Source organism: Halorussus halobius (genome assembly GCF_004765805.1).
GTDB lineage: Archaea > Halobacteriota > Halobacteria > Halobacteriales > Haladaptataceae > Halorussus > Halorussus halobius.
Genome location: NZ_SBIU01000004.1, coordinates 82,484 through 100,203, shown reverse-complemented (window position 1 = coordinate 100,203; position 17,720 = coordinate 82,484). Strand labels below are relative to the sequence as shown.

Genomic DNA, 17,720 nt, shown 5'->3' with positions numbered 1-17,720 from the left:
TACCGAACGCGTTCACCGACGACCGATTCAAACGAGACAATGACACGAGAAAGCGCGGTCGAGAACCGAGAATCGACACCGACCGAGGTGCTGGAGAAGCGTGCGATCGACATCACCGAGTCGCTCGCCGACGAGCGATACGACGACCTCGAGTACTTCCCGGATAGGTCCCAGCCGAATATCGTCGACGCGTGGGAGCGAATCACGGGGATACACGGCGAGTTCGACGGCATCGTCGCGACGGACACCGACCCGGACGTCACCACCGACGGGGACAGGCGGGCGATCGTCGTCCACTTCGACCTCGACGGAAGCAAGTTCAAGACCCAGACGGAGTTCCATCCCGACGGTAGCGTGGCCGGGTTCTGGATTCTCCGGGGTCGGGACACGACGGTACTCGACCTGGTCTCGGACACCGGGCTGGTCGCCAAGCAGGAGGCACTCTCGAAGGTCAGTTCGGTGTTCTCGCTGCTGAGCATCACCGACGACGACGACGAGCCCGAACCGGTAGGCGACGAGAAGCGTCAGGTCGTCGAGGAGATTCTGACCGAGTTCGAGGACGAGCGGTTCGACCGAATCCACGACCGGCTGACCCCCGACCTGAAGGACGAAATCACGGCGTCGGAGCTGGGTACCATCTGGAACGACACCGTGACCGATTATCGGGGAATCGACGCGATAGCCCGGCGTGACGAAGTGATCGAGGTCGCGGTCCGGGACGCGGACGGGACGAAGGGCGTCCTGGTTTCGCTGACCGACGACGGAACCGTCGACGCGCTCAGGATCGACACCGCCGAGTGACTCGCGGTCGCGCCCGACTCGGCTCGGGACGCCCGGGTCGGACCGCTCGGCTCCCGTTCCTGTATCGACACGTTCTTGGTCCGCTGCCGTTCGTTTCCGAACGATGCAACGCGTATCATCCGATGACGCGGGCGAACCGCTGCTCGTCGCGCTCGGCGGTGAGGACTGTCCCTGGTGCGAGGCGGGAACGCTGAGACGCGAGACGTTCAAGGGCGACGACGCGGTGGTCTGCGAGGACTGCGGGACGCCCGCGGTTCGGGTCTGGTAGGCGCGACGGCCGACCGGCGGACGTCCTCGGCCGACAGCGACGGGAGCCCCGATGGACGCGAGCCGTCCGGCCGACGCGAACCACCCGTAGCGGCGTCGCCGCGGGTCGTCTCGGGGGCGAACCTTTTGACGGTCGCTCTCGAAGCGCCTCGCATGAGTCAACCGCCCTCGACCGCCAACTCCCGGACGGTCTTCGGCTACCCCCGGTCGGCGGTCGTCGCCGACCTCGCGGGCGTCGCGGCGGTCGGCGTCCTCCTCGTCGCGGTCCACCTCCTCCTCCCGGCGTCGACCAACGACCGGCTGGCGTTCGACCACGCCGCGTTCGCTCCGGTCGCCTCGCTAGCCTCGGACGGGCTGGCCGCGCTCGCGCTCGGGCGGACCCAACTCGACAACCTGCTCACCGCCGCGTACGTCCACGCCGGCCCGGCCCACCTGCTCAGCAACCTGGGCGGATACGCCTCGCTGGCGGCCGTGACCTACCTCGTCTGCCTCCACGCGGGCCGCCGGGCGTGGTTCCGGCGGACCGTCCCCGTCCTCCTGGTGGTCCTGCCCGTGACCGTCAATCTCACCAGTTACGCGCTGCTTGCCGCGCGATTCCCGGACACGTCGCCGATATCCCGGGGGTTCTCGGGCGTGGTCGCGGGCTTCGGCGGCTTCCTGGTCGTTGCGGTCGCGGTCCACCTCCGCCGGACCTACGCCCGCGAGACGGTCTCGCTCGTCGGCCTGTTCGCGACGGCGCTCCTCGTCGGCGAACTCCGCTGGATATACGCGTCCCGGGTCGGCCTCCTCGAAGGCGGGACGGTCGCGGTCGGGCTCGCGCTGTCGGTCTCGGGCATCCTCGCGCGCGGCTACGAGGCCACGTACGCCGACGCCCACTACCGCCGGGTCGGGCAGGACCTGCTGTACGTCGGACTCGTGCTCGCGTTGCTGGTCTGGCTGGTGTATGGCCTCTTCCCGGCCGACCCGCTGGCCGACGGGGCGTTCACCAACGTCTTCGCCCACGGTGCGGGCTTCCTGGAGGGGGGCGCGTTCGCGGCGCTGACCTACGTCGGCGTGCGGTAGCGCGCTCCACGGCCGGAAATCGCCCTACCGCGCATCGAAGGGTTTATCCGCCGCGTGACCCTCAGATTTCGGTAATAACCATGTCCGAGAAGCCCGCCTCGATGTACCGGAACATCAGCAAGCCGTCGTACACCCGACGGGAGTACATCACCGGCATCCCCGGTTCGAAGATCGCACAGCACAACATGGGCAACCTCGAAGCCGACCAGGACGACTACCCCGTCCAGATCAGCCTCATCACCGAGGAGGAGGTCCAGCTCCGCCACGGTGCGCTGGAGGCCTCCCGACTGTCGGCCAACCGCCACCTCATCAAGGAACTCGGCGAGGGCAACTACAAGATGATCCTCCGGAAGTTCCCCCATCAAGTCATCCGAGAGAACAAGCAGGCGACCGGCGCGGGCGCGGACCGCGTCTCCGACGGGATGCGCCAGGCGTTCGGCAAGATCGTCGGCACGGCCGCCCGGATGGGCGCGGGCGAGCGCATCTTTACCGCGTGGTGCCAGCCCGAGCAGGCCGCCGTGGTCAAGGAGGCGCTGCGGCGCTCGTACAACAAGATTTCCCCGCCCTGCCGCATCAAGGTCGAGCGCGGCGAGGAACTGCTGGTCTCGTAAGTCGGCGTCTTCTCTCGATTCGTTCGGCCGGCGTCGATGGTGGAGGGGCGGCTCGTGAGCCGCCAGGCGTTCGGCACGTCGACGGCGGCCTTTCTCTCCTGTTAGTTTACTCCGGCGGTCGAAACGTCGTCGAGCGGATTCTGAAACGTCGCTAATTATATTTCGGACGTCGAAATGTTCCTACTGCCATCTCACTCGGTGTGGGACCACGTCTGAAAGAATCCCGTGGCGATTCCTCGTCGACCCCGCCTGCGAGACGCACCTTTTTACCCCGCCCGCTCCCACCTGTCGCCTATGCTCGACCTCGCGGTCGCTTACCGAGAGGAGACGTTCGAGCGCATCCGCGACCCGCTGGCCGAGCGCGGCGTCCGCGTCCACCACGTCCCCAGCGAGGGCCGCACCGTCGCGCTCGCGGACCCGCCGTGGTCGCCCGACGAGTTCGACGCGGGGTTCGTCTATCCCTCGCGAGCGATGGAGGGCGGCGTCCTCGACGCCGTCCTCGACGTGCCGTGGGTCAACGACCGCGAGGCCGTCCTCCGGTCGCGCAACAAGGCCGGGGTCGTGGCGCGACTGGAGCGGGCCGGCATCCCGGTCCCCGAGACCGTGGTGGTCTCGAACCCCGCCGACGAGGCCGACCTGCTCGACGCCTACGACCGGTTCGACCCGCCGGTGGTCCTCAAGCCCAACTCCACCACTCGGGGCGTCGGCGTGGCGAAGGTCGGCGACGCCGACTCGTTTCTGGGCGTGACCGACTACCTCGACCTGGTCCACGACTACCGAGCGACCGGCGACAAGTCGTTTCTCGTGCAAGAGTACGTCGCCGACGCCACCGACTACCGCGCGATGGTCGTGGACGGCGAGTGCGTCGGCGGCGTCGAGCGCAGCATTTCGGACGAAGCGAGCGAGAACCGCTGGAAGCACAACGTCCATCGCGGTGCGGAAGCGACGGGCGTCGACCTCCCCGCAGAACTCCGGGACCTCGCCGAGCGGACGGCCGACGCGCTCGGCATCGACTTCCTCGGCGTGGACCTGCTGGTTTCCGGGGAGCGCGCGGTCGTCAACGAGACCAACGCCCGGCCGACCGTCGACGCCGAGACGAAGTACGACGAGGGGTTCTACGACCGACTGGCGGCGTTGGTCCGGGCGACGGCGTCGCGTTGAGAGGCTGACTGTCGAGGTGGTTGTGACTGTCGAGAGTGGTTGCAGCGTCGTGCGGTGGCAGTGGTGGTGGCGCTGTGCGGTCGCAGTGGTGTGCAGTTTCCCCGAGGCTTCGGTAGTAGCTAGCTCGCTTCGTCTCGGAACGGCCGTGAACGGTAACACGAAGCGAGCTACTGCCTCGACCGATGAGACCGCGGCCGCACCGCGACCGCACCTCGTCCTCCCCAACCGCTTGCGTTTCTCGGTCGCTGCGCTCCCTGCGATACGCAGCCCTCGCGCGCGTTGCTCGCGCGCGCCGGCCCTGGAATTCAGAAGCGCGACGACTCTGGAACTCGGCAGCGCGACGACCACGAAACTCGGGCGTCGGAACGAAAGCTGGACGGGGAGTCGGGCGGTGACGCGAACACCGGGTCGAAGCCACACGTCCTGTCCGTCGGAACATCCAAATAGACCCCCCGTAGAAACGGACCCCTTTCGCCGAGCTACTGCACGTCGATGTCGGCCGATTCGTCGGACTGCTCGAAGGTCACTTCCAGCACGCCGTTGTTGTACGTCGCGGTCGCGGAGTGTTCGTCGACCTGCGCGGGCAGCCGGACCCGCTCGTCGTACTCGCGGTGGTCGCTGGCCGCGCTGATGGTCAGCACCTCGCCGTCGCACTTGAGGTCGATGTCCTCTTTCACGACGCCCGGGAGGTCCGCGACGACTCGGACCTCGTCGTCGGTCTCGTGGACGTCGACGTGGGTCTCGGTCCCGAAGCCCGTCGAACCACCGCCGGTCCCGCGCTCGACGCGCATGTCGAAGTCCTCGCCCATCATCTCGTTCATCATGCGCTCTATCTCCCGAAAGAGGTCGTCGAAGGGGTCGTCGCGGTCGTCTCGTCGCATGTGCCGAGGTAGGGGGCATGCAAGCAAAAGCCTTTGGCACCCGGGAGTGGTTGCCGCTCGGCGACCAGCGCCAGTCACGTGACCGCCGACGAACGCCTGTCGCGAGACTGCCGACGAACGCCTGTCGCGGAACCGCCGACCAGTCCCGGTCGCGGAACTGCCGACGAGTGTCACCGAGCGCGAGCGGCGTCGGCCGCGAGTGGTTGCGCGAGTCGGGGACGCCGCACGCCACGAAACCGAATATAGTTTCTAAATCCACGAAAAGACACCGTTACTAGTTACTTTATGTGGCTGGAGAACGAGACGTAGCGCATGCGGCGCGTCGGCCGAATCGTCGCTCGCTCGCCCCAGCAGGCGCGACTCCGCGCGGTCGTGAAGACGCTGTGCTACCGCTTGCTGATGGTCGCGGTCACGGTGGCCGTCGCGTGGCTGGTCGTCGGCGACGCGACCGACGCGCTCAACATCGGCGTCGCGGCGAACGTCGTGAAGACCGGGACGTACTACGGCTACGAGCGGCTCTGGGACCGAATCGAGTGGGGGCTGGCGGACAGACGGGACGACGGGAGCGTTTCGGAGGAGTAGGTCGCGACCGTCGCTCAGATTCCCATCCCGAGCGCCTCGTTGGTCGTCGCGACGCTCTCGGCGGCGTCCGCGCTGTTGGTCACGGCGCGAATCGCGTCGACGTTCTCGGGCACCACGTCGCTCTCCTGGTGGATGGCCTGGAACAGGTAGAGGTCCTCGCCCTCCGTCGTGACGGACTCGCCCCAGAGGCAGTTCTCCCAGATGTCGCCGCGGGGGCGACCGACGTCCTGGGCGTACTCCTTCAACTTGCCCGCGCCGTCGATGTCGAAGTGCTCCGGAATGACGAAGACGCGCGACTCGTCTTCGAGCAGATTCCGGACCTCGTCGGCGTCGGCTTCCTCGTCGAGCGTCACGTTGACGCTGTGGACGTGCATCAGCGTCGCGGGCACCTTCAACCCGAGCGTGTCGATGTCGAGGTCCGGGAAGATGGTGTTGACGTCCGGCCCGTGGTGGGACGGCAGCGTGATCGGGTTCGGCAGGATGTCGTTGATGGGCCCCCGACCGGTCTGGGCCGGGTCGCCGCCCCGCCGGACCAGCGTCGTCCGGGCCTTCTCGACGCCGTATTCCTCGCGGAGGGGCGCGAGGAGCCGCGAGAGGCCGGTCGTGTTACAGGAGACCACGCGGACGTGGTCGGCTCCCACCGCCTCCGAGAAGTTCGACCGGGCGTTGAAGCTGGCGTCCACGAAGTCGGCCGACTCCCCGCCCTGGTACAGCGCCGGGGTGTCGTACGCCTCGTACAGTTCGCTGTTCTGCTCGCCGACGCCGGAGGGGCAGGCGTCGACCACCACGTCGCTGGCCTCGACCAGTTGTTCGACCATCCCCGCGAGTTCGACGCCCGCGTCGTCGAACAGCTCCACCCGGTCCTCGACGGCGGCGTAGAGCGGATACCCCTTCGCGACGGCCTGCTCGGCCTCGAAGTTGGGCCGCGTCTTGGCGACGCCGACGACTTCCATGTCCGGTTGGGCGCGCACGGCGTCAGCCACGCGCTTCCCGATGGTTCCGTAGCCGTTGATTCCGACCCGTAGCATGTGGTTGGCGTTGCGACGCCGACGCGCATAACGGTTTCGAGGGCCGACGACGCGAAACAACTCTCGGACGAGTAAGAATACGGGCCCCGAGGGGACGCCCCGTCGATTCCGCGAAGGGAAAACCTAACCCCGACCCGACCCACCACCCGACCATGAGCCTCGAAGACGCGGCCGAGACCGCCATCGAGCAGTGTCTCGCGCTCGACGCGGGCGAGTCGTGTTGCATCGTGACCGACGACGAGCGCCAGCCGATTGGCGAGGCGCTCTACGCGGTCGCCAGCGACGTCACCGACGACGCCAGCGTCGTCCGGTTCCCGCCGGGCGAGAGCCACGGGTCGGAGCCGCCCGAACCCGTCGCGGCCGCGATGGCCGCCGGCGACGTGTTCCTCGCGCCGACCACCAAGAGCCTGAGTCACACCCGCGCCCGCGACGAGGCCAACGCGGCCGGGGCGCGCGGCGCGACCCTGCCCGGCATCACCGAGGAGGTGTTCACGACCGGGCTGGACGCCGACTACGAGTCCATCGCCGACCACTGTCACGACGTGCTCGAACAGGTCGCGGGGGCCGACGAGATTCGGGTCACCTCGCCGCAGGGCACCGACGTCACCTTCGAACCGGGCGACCGCGAGTGGCACGAGGACACCGGCATCGTCCACGAGTCGGGCGACTTCTCGAACCTGCCGGCGGGCGAGGTGTTCGTCAGCCCCGAGGACGCCAACGGTACGTACGTCGTCGACGGGACGATGATGCCCCACGGGCTGCTCGACGAGGGCCAGACGCTCGAATTCGACGTCGAGGACGGGCGGGTCACGCGCATCTCCGACGACGAGGTCCGCGCCGAGTTCGAGGCGGCCGCCGAGGAGGTCGGCGACGCGGCGTACAACCTCGCGGAACTGGGCATCGGCACCAACGTCGCGGTCACCGACCTCGTGGGGTCGGTCCTGCTCGACGAGAAGGCCGGCGGGACGGTCCACGTCGCCATCGGCGACGACGCCAGCATCGGCGGCGACACCGAGGCCCCCATCCACTCGGACGGCATCCTCCGCGAGCCGACCGTCTACGCGGACGGGGAGGTCGTGGACCTCCCCGAACCCTGAATCCGAATGGAGCGCGAAGTCGCCGGAACCCCGGTCCGTGGCGTCGAGGTTGACCCCGAGACGCGGTGTGCCCACTACCACGCCGACCGCGACGTGGTTGCCCTCCGATTCGCCTGCTGTGAGGCCTACTACCCCTGCTTCCGGTGTCACGAGGCCGTCGCGGACCACGACGCCGAGCGCCTGCCGGTCGAGACGCCGGAGCCTGCGGTGCTGTGTGGCGCGTGCGGTGCGGAACTGACCCCGAGGGAGTTCGTGGGCGAGGGAGACGACCACGAGTGTCCCGACTGCGGCGCGGCGTTCAACCCCGGGTGTGCGGACCACTACGAGCGATACTTCGCGTTCGAGGAGTGAGTTCGCCCGAACCGCGACTCCACGCCCTTTTACCCTCCCGGTGCGTATTCGAGTGCATATGAGCGAGACAGCGGAGCGCGTGCCGGCGACCTGCCCCTCGTGTTCACCCGACGTGGAGACGGTCCACGAGGTGCTCTCGGAGGGGAGCGGTCAGGTCACCGTGCGCTGCACGGAGTGCAGTCACGTCCACAAGACGACCATCGAGCGCGAGGAGGAGGTCGAGCGCGACGTGGTGGTCTCGCAGGACGGCGAGTCGTTCACCGCCACCGTCGAGGCCCCGCCCGAGGAGACGGTCGCGGTCGGCGAGGAGTTCGTCCTCGAAACGCCCGAGGCCATCATGGTCGTGCGCATCACCGACCTCCAGCTCGACGACGAGGTCCGGCGCGAAGAGGCGACCGTCGCGGACGTCGAGACGTTCTGGACCCGCGCGGTCGACAACGTCCGGGTGAGCGTCACCGTCAACCCGACCGACGGTCGGCGCGACGAGTCCCGGAGCCTGAAGGTCGACGTGCCCGGCGACTACGAGTTCGAGGTGGGCGAGGTCGAGGAGTTCGGCGACGAGGCGTTCACTGTCAAGTCCATCGCGCTCCGCGACGACGCCGCGGGGTACGACTTCAATCCCCTGGGCGAGGAAGGCGACGCGGCGGTCGCCAAGGACGTCAAGCGACTCTACGGCGACGACGAGACGTCGTCGGCGTGGTCGGCGTGGTGACGTAGCATGGTTCGGGGGGACCGAGGTGACTCCGGTTCGGGGGACCGGAACGATTCGCGAGACGGTGAGGGGAATCGGGACGCTCCGAATGACAACTACCAGCGCGCTCGCGAGCGAATGGTCGACCAGCTAGCGCGCCGCGAGGAGTTCGACGAGTCGACCCTCGATGCCCTGCGGGCGGTCCCGCGCCACGAGTTCGTCCCGCCGAACCGCCGGGACCGCGCCTACGAGGACCGTCCGCTGCCAATCGGGAGCGACCAGACCATCAGCGCGCCCCACATGGTGGCGATGATGGTCGACCTGCTCGACCTCGACCCCGGCGAGCGCGTCCTCGAAGTCGGGACGGGATGCGGCTACCACGCCGCCGCCACGGCCGAGGTGGTTGGGGCGGAGAACGTCTACAGCGTGGAGTACCACGATTCGCTGGCGGCGTCGGCCCGCGAGCGACTCGCCGACCTCGGCTACGGCGACGTGTCGGTCCGGGTCGGCGACGGCCGCGAGGGCTGGCCCGAGCCAGCGCCCTACGACGCCGCCTACCTGACCTGCGCCGCGCGGGCGTTCCCCGAGGCGGTGGTCGAGCAGGTCCGCCCGGCGGGTCGTCTGCTCGCGCCCCTCGAAACCGGCGACCGCCCGAGGAGCCAGCGGCTCGTGTTCGCCCGCCGGCGCGCCGACGGGTCGCTCGACCGCGAACCCCACGGCCGGGTGCGGTTCGTCCCGATGCAGGGGGATTAAGCGCCGGCCGGCCGCACCTCCCGTATGGACTACCGCGAAGCGCTCCTCCTGCGCGCGGCCCGCGAGACGGGACTGCTCGACGCGGTCACGACCGACGCCGGCACTCCCGAGGAGGTCGCCGAGGCGACCGGCGTGACCGAGCGCGCGGCCCGCGTCGTCCTCGACGCGATGGCGGAACTCGGCTACCTCCAGCCGGTCGACGGCGAGTACGAGCCGACCAACCGAGCGCTCGGGTTCCTCGCGACGGCCGACGTGCGCTCTATCGGTCACGCACCCCTCACCCTCGACAGCGTGGAGTTCTGGCTCCAGCTCCCCGAGACCATGCGGACCGGCGACCCGCCCGACCTCCACGACGACTGGACCGACCACTACGTCGGCGGGATGGCGGCCCGGGACGAGGCCGACGTGCGAGCGGTCGTGACCGCCGCCGTCCGCCGGAACCCCGACGCCGAGCGCGTCCTCGACGTGGGCGGCGGGCCGGGGCTCACCAGCACGGAGTTCGCCCGACGCGGGTTGGACGTGACGCTGCTCGACCGCCCCGACGTCGTCGATATCGACCGGGACCTCCTCGCGGGCGAACCCGTCGAACTCGTTGCGGGCGACGCGACCGACGACCTCCCCGGCGGGTTCGACCTCGTGTTCTGCTCGCGGGTCGCCCACGCGCTCGGTCCCGGGGGGACCCGAGCGTTGGTCGCGAACGCGTACGACGCGTTGAACCCCGGCGGCTCGCTCGTCCTCACGGACTTCGTTCGGGGCCGCGCCGAGGACGCCGCCCTGTTCGGCGCGCACGTGTTCGCCATGAACGGGCAGGGCGAGACGTACACCGAGGCCCAGTTCACCGACTGGCTCGCCGACGCCGGATTCGAGGACGTCGAGATACGCGACGTTCCGGGTGTCAGCGACCAGATAATCGCCGGACGGCGGCCGCGCAATTGAAGTTGCTCGGCTGCCACGGTGGCGGTATGGACCTCGCGGTGTTGCGCGACGACATGGTCGACAGCCTCCAGCACCCATCGAAGGGGTGTCTGTCGAGCGAGAGCGTCAGCGCCGCGATGCGGGCGGTCCCGCGCCACGAGTTCGTCGAGGACGACCGACTGGCCTACGCCGACCGGTCGTTCGAACACCGGGGGACGCGCGTGCTCGCGCCCAGCGCGGCGGCCCGCCTGCTGGAGGCCCTCGACGCCGACGCGGGCGACTCGGTGCTGGTCGTCGGTGCCGGCGTGGGCTACACGCCGGCGGTGCTCGCGGAGATCGTCGGCGAGCGAAACGTCCACGCCGTCGACATCACCCGGCCCGTGGTGCTGGCGGCCCGGCGCAACCTCGCGGACGCCGGCTACGAGGGCGTGTTCGTGGACTGCCGGGACGGCGCGGACGGCCTGCCCGAGTACGCCCCGTTCGACCGCATCCTCGTGGAGGCCGCCGTGGCCGAACCGCCGCGAGCGCTGGTCGACCAGCTCGCGCCCGACGGCCGACTGGTCGTCCCGCTCGGCCCCGGCGAGCAGTCGCTGACCGTCCTCCGGGGCGCGGACGCCGGCGAACCCGAGCGCCGCCCGCACGGGACCGTGGCGTTCGCGCCGCTGCTCGTCGAGGGCGAGCAGGTCGGTGCCATCGAGCGCAACCGGACCCGCCGCGAGGACCGCGAGCGGGCCGAGCGCGCTCGCGAGTCCCGGACCGGCTGGGAGCACGACTGGATCGACTGGGACGGGTAGGGGCGCTTTGTCCCTCGTCGGGCTGCCGGGCGACCGCGTCCGTGGTGGTCGTCGGGACGCTGCTGGCGCTGTTCGGGGTCGTCGTCGGCCCACTCGCGGGGCGACTCCGGCGTCGACGCCGGCTCAGGCTCCGCCCTCCAGGACCAGTATCGCGGTGTTCTCGCGGTCGTCGGCGTAGTCGCTCCCGGCGGGTGGTTTGATGGATATCGACAGCGTCCCCTCCCGTTGGTTGGGGCCGAGTTCCGGGTCGACCGAGACGGTCGCGGTCCCGTCGTCGCCGGTGGTCGCGGTCGCGGTCCCGTCGATGGTGGCGGTGTCGCTGGTCACGACGACGGTCGCGTCCGAGACGGGCGCGCCGTCCGGGTCGACGACCGCGACGTCGACGTCCTGCTGGTCGGGGCCGACCACGTCCGGCGAGGGTCGGGCGTCGAGTTCCGTGACGGTGAGGCCGTTCAGTCCCGAGAGCATGTTCATCATCACGCCGAGGCTGGCGACGCCGACCACGAGCGCGATGACGAGCCGGATGGGCAGCCCCTCGATGGCGCGGTCGTCGGACTCAAATCGGTCGAGCGCGTCCGAGCGATCGAGGAGGTCGGGGCGCGGACAGTCGACGTCGTCGTAGTTGCCGAGTACAACGGGCATGAGGCAGTTTCGTCCCGTCCTCGTATTTAAAATTTGAGTTGGTGGGGGGAGGGGGAATAAACTGATTCGGCTCCGCGGCCGATTTCAGGCCCTCGGGCGGGCTTCAGCTCCCCCGAGCGTGATTCTCGGCGGTCCGGCCGTCGCGTCCGTCGTCCGCCAGTCCGACGCGGGCTCTCTGCGTGGGCTACCTGCACGCCATCGCCTCCGGGGCTGGCCTCGTATCGGGGGTAAGCGGAGCTTATGGTGGCGTAAGCGGTCCCTGACGGCAGATGTGCGATTCGGGAGCGACTCGAACGTTCGTGAACGGACCTGAACGGCCGACTACATTATCCGGTCGCGCGGTCAACGTGCTGTAGCGACACACCGACGGCGGACCGTCCGCCGGGGGAGATGGGACTTTCAGGATGACCTCGAACGAGACAGGGGCGACCGCCGAATCGGCAGCCGAAGCTGTCGCCGACCTCTGTGGCGACCGCGAACTCGTCGTGGTATCGAACCGCGAACCGTACAGTCACGACCGCGAGGACGGGGCGGTCGTCGTCGACCGACCGGCCGGCGGGCTCACGGCCGCGCTCGACCCCGTGATGCAGCGCGTCGCGGGGACGTGGGTGGCCTGGGGCGACGGCGACGCCGACCGCGAGATGGTCGGCCCCGACGACGCCGTGGCCGTCCCGCCCGAGGACCCGGCCTACGACCTCCGGCGGGTGTGGCTCTCCGACGAGCAGGTCGAGGGCTACTACCGCGGGTACAGCAATCAGGTGCTGTGGCCGCTCTGTCACCTCGACACGGCCAAGGTCGAGGCCGACCCCGCGTTCTGGGCGGCGTACCGCGACGTCAACCGCGAGTTCGCCGATGCGGTGCTGGACTCGGTCGAGGCCGACCCCGTCGTGTGGTTCCAGGACTACCACCTCGGGCTGGCACCCCGCCGGGTTCGGACCGAGCGCCCCGACGCCTTCCTGGCGCACTTCTGGCACGTCCCGTGGCCGTCGTGGGACGTGTTCCGGGCCGGCCCGCAGTACGAGCAACTGCTCGACGGCCTGCTCGCCAACGACCTCGTGGGCTTTCACACCGACGAGTACTGCCGGAACTTCCTCGACTGCGTCGCGGCGGCGACCGACGCCCGCGTCGACCGGTCGAGTCGGAGCGTCTCCTACCGGGGACGCCGGACCTTCGTGCGGGCGTTCCCGCTGGGCATCGACGCGCGCCGGCAGGCCGAACTCGCCGAGAGCGACGCCGCCGACGAGTGGTGGTCGTCGTTCCGCGAGGAGTACGACGTCGACCCCGACGCCGCGCTCGCGGTGGGGGTCGAGCGCCTCGACTACACCAAGGGCATCGAGGAGCGGCTCGCGGCGCTCGAACGCCTCTGGGAGGCGTCCCCCGAGTGGCGCGGCGATTTGACCTACGTCCAGAAGGGGACCGAGAGCCGGTCGGGCATCGACGCCTACGACCGGCTGCAGGACCGCGTGGCCGCCGAAATAGAGCGCATCAACGACCGGTTCGGCACCGACGACTGGACCCCGATACTCGCGCTCACCGACCACCTGCCGGAGGCGGGCATCACGGCCCTCTACCGGGAGGCCGACGTCGGGCTCGTCACGCCGGTCCGGGACGGGATGAACCTCGTCGCCAAGGAGTTCGTGGCGGCCCAGACCCGCGACCCCGGCGCGCTCGTCCTGAGCGAACTCGCGGGCGCGAGCGAGCAACTTGGCGACGAGGCCGTGCTCGTCCACCCCCGCGACCCCGTGGGCGTCGCCGACCTCCAGCGCGCGGTCCACGCCGAGGACGTGTTCGCGTGGCTCGAATCCACCTTCGAGACCGCTACCGCCATCGAACGCGGGCGACGCTCCGTCCGGGAGCCCGACCCGCGCGCGACCGACGACTGACGGCCGAAGACGACGGACGCGATAGGACAGCCATGACGATGGACGACGCGACGACCGACGCCGAATCGGACCGTCCGGACCCGCTCCGCGAACACCTCTACGCCCTCGTCTCGGCGCTCGCCGCCCACGACGGCCTGCTGGTCGCGCTCGACTTCGACGGCACGCTGGCCGCCATCGCCGACGACCCCGACGCCGCCCGCATTCCCGACGCGACCCGGCAGGCCGTGGCCGCGCTGGCGGCCGAACCGAGCGTCGAGGTCGCGGTCGTCAGCGGGCGGGAACTGGCCGACGTGCGCGAGCGCGTCGGCGTCCCCGACCTCTCCTACGCGGGCAATCACGGCCTCGAACTCCACACCGACGAGTACGTCGCCCACCCCGAGGCGCGGGCCGCCCAGCGGACGGTCGCCGCGGCCGTCGACGACCTCGCGGCCGACCTCGCCGACGTGGCGGGCGCGGCCGTCGAGGACAAGGGCCTGACCGCCACGGTCCACTTTCGGCGGGTGGCCGACGAGCACGTACCGGCCGTCACCGACGCGGTGGAGTCGCTGGTGGGGGCCCGCGAGGACCTGCGGCTCACGACCGGCAAGGCGGTGCTCGAACTCCGCCCGGACGTCGAGTGGGACAAGGGCGCGGCGGTCCGCCGACTCGAAGCCGACCTCGTCCCGGCCGGCGAGGACTGGCTCCCGATGTACGTCGGCGACGACACCACCGACGAGGCGGCGTTCGCGGTGCTGGCCGACCGCGGCATCGCGGTCAAGGTCGGCGCGGACCCCGCGACCGAGGCCCCGTACCGGGTCGCCGACCCCGAGGCGGTCCGGGCACTGCTCGACTGGCTGGGAACCTACGGCCCTGCGTTCCTCTCGGGCGAGCCCGGGGACGCGCCCACGGACCCGCCGTGAGATGCTCTCGACGCACTTTTGCCGGGTAACGCCGCGTTGAACTGCCCCGTCGACCTCGAACGATGTGAACGGTCGGACCGGTTTATTCGCCGAATCGGCCAAGGTCCCGACGACACATGGCTTCCCACGACCGCGACACTGACGGCGAATCGACCGGGGCGGACGAGTCAGAACGCCACGTCTACGCCAACGGCGGCCGGGAGCGAAGCGGTCGGGGTCGACAGGAGCCACCCCGTCGCGGCGACTCCGGCCGTCGAGCGGGCGGGCGCGGTTCGGAAGTGCAGCCGACCGGTCGGCGATACGGCTCCCGACCGTCGGATGGCTCCGGGGGACCGGGCCGCCCGGGCGACGCCCCCGGAGCGCGACGCGAGGGCCGCCCGGACGGGTCGGAGCTCCGACGGCCGTCCTCGGGGAGTCGCGAGTCGAGTTCCGACGACCGCCCGCCGGTCGGCGAGCCGCGCGACTCCTCGGGCCCGGCCGAGCGCCAGCCTAGGCGCACCCGGCCGCCCCGGGAGCCGTCGGACCTCTCGGCGACTGCGGGCGGCGAGCGCGGGAGCGACGTCCCGAAGAGCCAGCGCGGCGAATCGAGCGACCGGGACGACCCCTCCGGCTCCGAAAGCGACGAGGCGTCCGGACCCCAGAAGTACGGCGGCCCGCTCGGTCGAACGCGGGCCCGGGGAGCGAGCGAGCGCGAGCGCGCTCAGCGCGACCACGAGCGGCGGTTCGACCGGCGGCTCGACCGTCAGCGGGACTTCCAGCGGGACAAGAGCGGCGACAGGTACAGACGCAAGTAGATGTCGGGACCGGTGGGGCGGTTCGGGCGAAGCGCTCGGCCGAGTCGCGAGCCGGGGTCGACCGTCAGGGGTGTGGCGGCCGGTTCAGTCGTCGGTGTCGGTCCGGGCGGTCCGCTGGGCCGCGCGCTCGACGAACTCCTCGGGGAGTTCGTCTATCTCGCCGGCCTGCACGCCCCAGAGGTGGGCGTAGAGGCCGTCCTCGTCGAGCAGTTCCCCGTGGGTGCCCCGCTCGACGATGCGGCCGCCTTCGAGGACGACGATCTGGTCGGCGTCCTTGATGGTCGAGAGCCGGTGGGCGATGGCGAACGTGGTCCGGTCCTCGGTGAGGTCGTCGAGGCTGCGCTGGATGAGCATCTCGGTCTCGGTGTCGACGTCACTGGTGGCCTCGTCGAGCACCAGAATCTCGGGGTCCTTGAGCACCGCGCGGGCGATGGAGATGCGCTGGCGCTGACCGCCCGAGAGTTTGACCCCGCGCTCGCCGACCTCGGTGTCGTAGCCCTCCGGCAGGTTCTGGATGAAGTCGTGTGCCTCGGCGGCTTTCGCGGCCTCGACTATCTCCTCGTGGTCGGCGTCGAACGTGCCGTACGCGATGTTCTCGGCGACCGTGCCGTAGAACATGAACGTGTCCTGGCTCACGTAGCCGATGGACTGGCGGAGGCTCGGGATGGTGACGTTGCGCAGGTCCTGGTCGTCGATTTCGATGGCCCCCTCGTCGACGTCGTACATCCGGAGCAGCAGCTTGAGGACCGTGGACTTGCCCGCGCCGGTCGGCCCGACCAGCGCGAGCGTCTCGCCGCCCTCGACCTCGAAGGAGACGTCCTCGACGATGGTCTCGTCGTCGTCGTAGCCGAAGGTGACGTCGTCGTACACCACGTCGCCGTCGTCGACGACGAGTTCGTCGGCGCTGGGGTCTTCCACGATGCGGCTGGGCTCGTCCATCAGCCCGAAGATGCGGGAACTGGACGCGCGAGCGCGCTGGTACATGTTGATGATGGAGCCGAACTGCGCCATCGGCCAGATGAACCGCTGGGTCAGCAGGATGAACACGACGAACTCGCCGCGACTGAGTTCGCCCGTGAAGAACCACGGCGCTTCGCCGTTGAACACCCACAGGCCGCCGACGATGAACGTCAGCGCGAAGCCGAGTCCCGACAGAATCTGGAGCGACGGGAAGAACTTGATGCGCGTGATGATAGCGCCCCAGTTCGCGCCGAAGTACTCGCTCGAGACGTCCTCGACGCGGTCGGACTCGTAGCCCTCGGTGTTGCTCGTCTTGATGACCTGGATGCCGCCGAGGTTGTTCTCCAGCCGCGAGTTGACCTTCCCGACCGTCGAGCGCACGTCGGCGTACTTGGGCTGGATTATCTCCACGAACTTGTACGTGAAGAAGGCGATGAGCGGCACTGGCACCATCGAGACGAGCGCGAGTTGCCAGTTCATGCTGAACAGGATGACCGCGATGGCGACCACCATCACGCCGAGTCGGAACCCGGAGTTCATCCCGTCGTTGAGGAACCGCTCCAGTCGGTTCACGTCGTTCGAGAGGATGGACATCATCTCGCCGGTCTGCTTGTCGGCGAAAAAGTCCATGTTGAGCCGCTGCATCTTGTCGTACGTGTCGGTCCGGACGTCGTGCTGGATGTTCTGGGCGAACGAGTTCCAGCCCCAGTTGCGCGCCCAGTGGAACGCCGCACCGAAGCCGAACGCACCGGCGATGACCGCGACCGAGAACCAAAACTGGTCGGTCCTCCCGACCGGTGCCAGACGTGTCGCGAGGTCCACCGATAGAATCGGAATCTGATTCGAGAGCGCGACCGCGTACTCGACTCCCTCGCCTTCGGCGAAGAGGGCGTCGATAGCGACGCCGAGTATGATGGGCGGCAGGAGGTTGAGTACCCGCGCGAAGATACTCGCCACCACGCCGGTAACGAACGCAAGCCTGTTGTCGCTCCCGTATTCGAGGAACAGCCGCTTCATGGCATTCTCGGCGTTCTCCCGTTGTTCCTCGAACGGGTCGTCGTCTTCGTCAATGAAACTCATTGTGTCTGTGGAGTGGGTCGCCAGTTGAAAAACTTTCCTTCGAATCGAAACATCCGGTTCGCGGGTCAACGCGAGTGCATGGAGTCCGAAGTGACGGAAACCCCGACCTTATCGGTGACGGTCCCTTGGGTGGTCGTCGCACGGACTCGCCTCGCAGAACTGCCGCCCCGCTACAGCGACCGCGCTTCGACTTCGGGGGCCACCCCGGCCGCGTCGAGGTCCTCCCGCACGCGCTCGCGCAGGGGTTCGGGCACCGTGTCTCGGCCCACGGGGACCGCCGTCTCGCCGTCGCCTTTCACCTTCCAGTAGAGCACGCAGTCGCTCGGCGCGTAGTACTCGATGCTGTAGTGGTCGTCCGCGCCCCGATAGTGGACGCGAGCCGCGAACCCCTCGGTCTGCCAGCCGTCCCGTTCGGCGAGTGCTTCGACGCGTTCGTCCATGGGCGGAGGTGGCCTGCAGTCGTGGTAG

Annotated in this window: 20 protein-coding genes; 15 read left to right on the top strand and 5 right to left on the bottom strand. The window is 69.5% G+C overall.

The genetic code is table 11. From position 1 onward, the window contains the following. Positions 1-39: 39 nt before the first annotated feature. The 5 genes from EPL03_RS12420 to EPL03_RS12405 all read left to right on the top strand — a co-directional run bounded on the left by EPL03_RS12420 (position 40) and on the right by EPL03_RS12405 (position 3,902). Positions 40-801, top strand: a complete 762-nt coding sequence (locus tag EPL03_RS12420) for a hypothetical protein (RefSeq protein ID WP_135829660.1) — start codon at positions 40-42, stop codon at positions 799-801. 103 nt (positions 802-904) lie between these two features. Then, positions 905-1,069, top strand: coding sequence for an HVO_A0556 family zinc finger protein (locus EPL03_RS20040; RefSeq protein WP_168216254.1), 165 nt, complete (start codon positions 905-907; stop codon positions 1,067-1,069). A 152-nt stretch (positions 1,070-1,221) separates the two neighbouring features. Beyond that, positions 1,222-2,130, top strand: coding sequence for a hypothetical protein (locus tag EPL03_RS12415; RefSeq protein WP_135829659.1), 909 nt, complete (start codon positions 1,222-1,224; stop codon positions 2,128-2,130). A gap of 80 nt (positions 2,131-2,210) precedes the next feature. Next, entirely contained in the window at positions 2,211-2,741 is a 531-nt protein-coding gene (locus EPL03_RS12410) for a 50S ribosomal protein L16 (protein WP_135829658.1), read from the top strand. A gap of 294 nt (positions 2,742-3,035) precedes the next feature. Beyond that, a complete protein-coding gene (locus EPL03_RS12405; protein ID WP_135829657.1) occupies positions 3,036-3,902 on the top strand; it encodes an ATP-grasp domain-containing protein in 867 nt (288 codons plus the stop codon). Positions 3,903-4,381: 479 nt separating this feature from the next. Here EPL03_RS12405 and EPL03_RS12400 read toward each other — a convergent pair whose 3' ends face one another. Next, positions 4,382-4,783 carry an Hsp20/alpha crystallin family protein gene (locus EPL03_RS12400; RefSeq protein ID WP_135829656.1) on the bottom strand — a complete coding sequence of 134 codons (402 nt, stop codon included), beginning with the start codon at positions 4,781-4,783 and terminating at the stop codon, positions 4,382-4,384. A gap of 312 nt (positions 4,784-5,095) precedes the next feature. On the opposite strand from EPL03_RS12400, the gene EPL03_RS12395 reads away from it, so the two are divergent. After that, positions 5,096-5,365, top strand: a complete 270-nt coding sequence (locus EPL03_RS12395; RefSeq protein WP_135829655.1) for a DUF2061 domain-containing protein — start codon at positions 5,096-5,098, stop codon at positions 5,363-5,365. A gap of 14 nt (positions 5,366-5,379) precedes the next feature. Here the strand turns inward: EPL03_RS12395 and EPL03_RS12390 are convergent, their stop codons facing one another. Continuing rightward, on the bottom strand, positions 5,380-6,393 hold the full coding sequence (locus EPL03_RS12390; RefSeq protein WP_135829654.1) for a type II glyceraldehyde-3-phosphate dehydrogenase: 1,014 nt from the start codon (positions 6,391-6,393) through the stop codon (positions 5,380-5,382). Positions 6,394-6,545: 152 nt separating this feature from the next. Between EPL03_RS12390 and EPL03_RS12385 the strand changes: the two genes are divergently transcribed. From EPL03_RS12385 to EPL03_RS12360, 6 genes are read left to right on the top strand one after another with little or no spacing between them, the layout of a single operon-like run. Further along, the gene (locus EPL03_RS12385; protein ID WP_135829653.1) at positions 6,546-7,490 is read left to right on the top strand and encodes an aminopeptidase; all 945 of its coding nucleotides are present in this window, start codon (positions 6,546-6,548) and stop codon (positions 7,488-7,490) included. Between the two features lie 6 nt (positions 7,491-7,496). Then, entirely contained in the window at positions 7,497-7,841 is a 345-nt protein-coding gene (locus EPL03_RS12380; RefSeq protein ID WP_135829652.1) for a CHY zinc finger protein, read from the top strand. Positions 7,842-7,899: 58 nt separating this feature from the next. Beyond that, complete coding sequence (locus EPL03_RS12375; RefSeq protein WP_135829651.1) at positions 7,900-8,553, top strand: HVO_0476 family zinc finger protein; 654 nt, start codon at positions 7,900-7,902, stop codon at positions 8,551-8,553. A 6-nt stretch (positions 8,554-8,559) separates the two neighbouring features. Continuing rightward, entirely contained in the window at positions 8,560-9,285 is a 726-nt protein-coding gene (locus EPL03_RS12370) for a protein-L-isoaspartate(D-aspartate) O-methyltransferase (protein ID WP_135829650.1), read from the top strand. Between the two features lie 24 nt (positions 9,286-9,309). Beyond that, on the top strand, positions 9,310-10,221 hold the full coding sequence (locus tag EPL03_RS12365; RefSeq protein ID WP_135829649.1) for a class I SAM-dependent methyltransferase: 912 nt from the start codon (positions 9,310-9,312) through the stop codon (positions 10,219-10,221). A gap of 26 nt (positions 10,222-10,247) precedes the next feature. After that, positions 10,248-10,994 (top strand): protein-L-isoaspartate O-methyltransferase family protein, encoded by a 747-nt coding sequence (locus EPL03_RS12360; RefSeq protein WP_210424994.1) that lies wholly within the window; start codon positions 10,248-10,250, stop codon positions 10,992-10,994. Between the two features lie 123 nt (positions 10,995-11,117). Here EPL03_RS12360 and EPL03_RS12355 read toward each other — a convergent pair whose 3' ends face one another. Then, positions 11,118-11,636, bottom strand: a complete 519-nt coding sequence (locus EPL03_RS12355; RefSeq protein WP_244605268.1) for an Ig-like domain-containing protein — start codon at positions 11,634-11,636, stop codon at positions 11,118-11,120. 404 nt (positions 11,637-12,040) lie between these two features. On the opposite strand from EPL03_RS12355, the gene EPL03_RS12350 reads away from it, so the two are divergent. The 3 genes from EPL03_RS12350 to EPL03_RS12340 all read left to right on the top strand — a co-directional run bounded on the left by EPL03_RS12350 (position 12,041) and on the right by EPL03_RS12340 (position 15,212). Continuing rightward, a complete protein-coding gene (locus EPL03_RS12350; protein ID WP_135829647.1) occupies positions 12,041-13,519 on the top strand; it encodes an alpha,alpha-trehalose-phosphate synthase (UDP-forming) in 1,479 nt (492 codons plus the stop codon). Positions 13,520-13,551: 32 nt separating this feature from the next. Continuing rightward, the gene (otsB, locus tag EPL03_RS12345) at positions 13,552-14,418 is read left to right on the top strand and encodes a trehalose-phosphatase (protein WP_244605267.1); all 867 of its coding nucleotides are present in this window, start codon (positions 13,552-13,554) and stop codon (positions 14,416-14,418) included. A 116-nt stretch (positions 14,419-14,534) separates the two neighbouring features. Then, complete coding sequence (locus EPL03_RS12340; protein WP_135829646.1) at positions 14,535-15,212, top strand: hypothetical protein; 678 nt, start codon at positions 14,535-14,537, stop codon at positions 15,210-15,212. Between the two features lie 84 nt (positions 15,213-15,296). On the opposite strand, the gene EPL03_RS12335 is transcribed toward EPL03_RS12340, so the two are convergent. After that, positions 15,297-17,252 carry an ABC transporter ATP-binding protein gene (locus EPL03_RS12335; protein ID WP_135829645.1) on the bottom strand — a complete coding sequence of 652 codons (1,956 nt, stop codon included), beginning with the start codon at positions 17,250-17,252 and terminating at the stop codon, positions 15,297-15,299. Positions 17,253-17,422: 170 nt separating this feature from the next. Next, a complete protein-coding gene (locus EPL03_RS12330; protein ID WP_135829644.1) occupies positions 17,423-17,692 on the bottom strand; it encodes a DUF7538 family protein in 270 nt (89 codons plus the stop codon). Positions 17,693-17,720: the final 28 nt, after the last annotated feature.

Coding starts and splice junctions, on each gene's coding strand:
- EPL03_RS12420 (WP_135829660.1), top strand. CDS start 40: ATGACACGAGAAAGCGCGGTCGAGAACCGAGAATCGACACCGACCGAG.
- EPL03_RS20040 (WP_168216254.1), top strand. CDS start 905: ATGCAACGCGTATCATCCGATGACGCGGGCGAACCGCTGCTCGTCGCG.
- EPL03_RS12415 (WP_135829659.1), top strand. CDS start 1,222: ATGAGTCAACCGCCCTCGACCGCCAACTCCCGGACGGTCTTCGGCTAC.
- EPL03_RS12410 (WP_135829658.1), top strand. CDS start 2,211: ATGTCCGAGAAGCCCGCCTCGATGTACCGGAACATCAGCAAGCCGTCG.
- EPL03_RS12405 (WP_135829657.1), top strand. CDS start 3,036: ATGCTCGACCTCGCGGTCGCTTACCGAGAGGAGACGTTCGAGCGCATC.
- EPL03_RS12400 (WP_135829656.1), bottom strand. CDS start 4,783: ATGCGACGAGACGACCGCGACGACCCCTTCGACGACCTCTTTCGGGAG.
- EPL03_RS12395 (WP_135829655.1), top strand. CDS start 5,096: ATGCGGCGCGTCGGCCGAATCGTCGCTCGCTCGCCCCAGCAGGCGCGA.
- EPL03_RS12390 (WP_135829654.1), bottom strand. CDS start 6,393: ATGCTACGGGTCGGAATCAACGGCTACGGAACCATCGGGAAGCGCGTG.
- EPL03_RS12385 (WP_135829653.1), top strand. CDS start 6,546: ATGAGCCTCGAAGACGCGGCCGAGACCGCCATCGAGCAGTGTCTCGCG.
- EPL03_RS12380 (WP_135829652.1), top strand. CDS start 7,497: ATGGAGCGCGAAGTCGCCGGAACCCCGGTCCGTGGCGTCGAGGTTGAC.
- EPL03_RS12375 (WP_135829651.1), top strand. CDS start 7,900: ATGAGCGAGACAGCGGAGCGCGTGCCGGCGACCTGCCCCTCGTGTTCA.
- EPL03_RS12370 (WP_135829650.1), top strand. CDS start 8,560: ATGGTTCGGGGGGACCGAGGTGACTCCGGTTCGGGGGACCGGAACGAT.
- EPL03_RS12365 (WP_135829649.1), top strand. CDS start 9,310: ATGGACTACCGCGAAGCGCTCCTCCTGCGCGCGGCCCGCGAGACGGGA.
- EPL03_RS12360 (WP_210424994.1), top strand. CDS start 10,248: ATGGACCTCGCGGTGTTGCGCGACGACATGGTCGACAGCCTCCAGCAC.
- EPL03_RS12355 (WP_244605268.1), bottom strand. CDS start 11,636: ATGCCCGTTGTACTCGGCAACTACGACGACGTCGACTGTCCGCGCCCC.
- EPL03_RS12350 (WP_135829647.1), top strand. CDS start 12,041: ATGACCTCGAACGAGACAGGGGCGACCGCCGAATCGGCAGCCGAAGCT.
- otsB (WP_244605267.1), top strand. CDS start 13,552: ATGACGATGGACGACGCGACGACCGACGCCGAATCGGACCGTCCGGAC.
- EPL03_RS12340 (WP_135829646.1), top strand. CDS start 14,535: ATGGCTTCCCACGACCGCGACACTGACGGCGAATCGACCGGGGCGGAC.
- EPL03_RS12335 (WP_135829645.1), bottom strand. CDS start 17,252: ATGAGTTTCATTGACGAAGACGACGACCCGTTCGAGGAACAACGGGAG.
- EPL03_RS12330 (WP_135829644.1), bottom strand. CDS start 17,692: ATGGACGAACGCGTCGAAGCACTCGCCGAACGGGACGGCTGGCAGACC.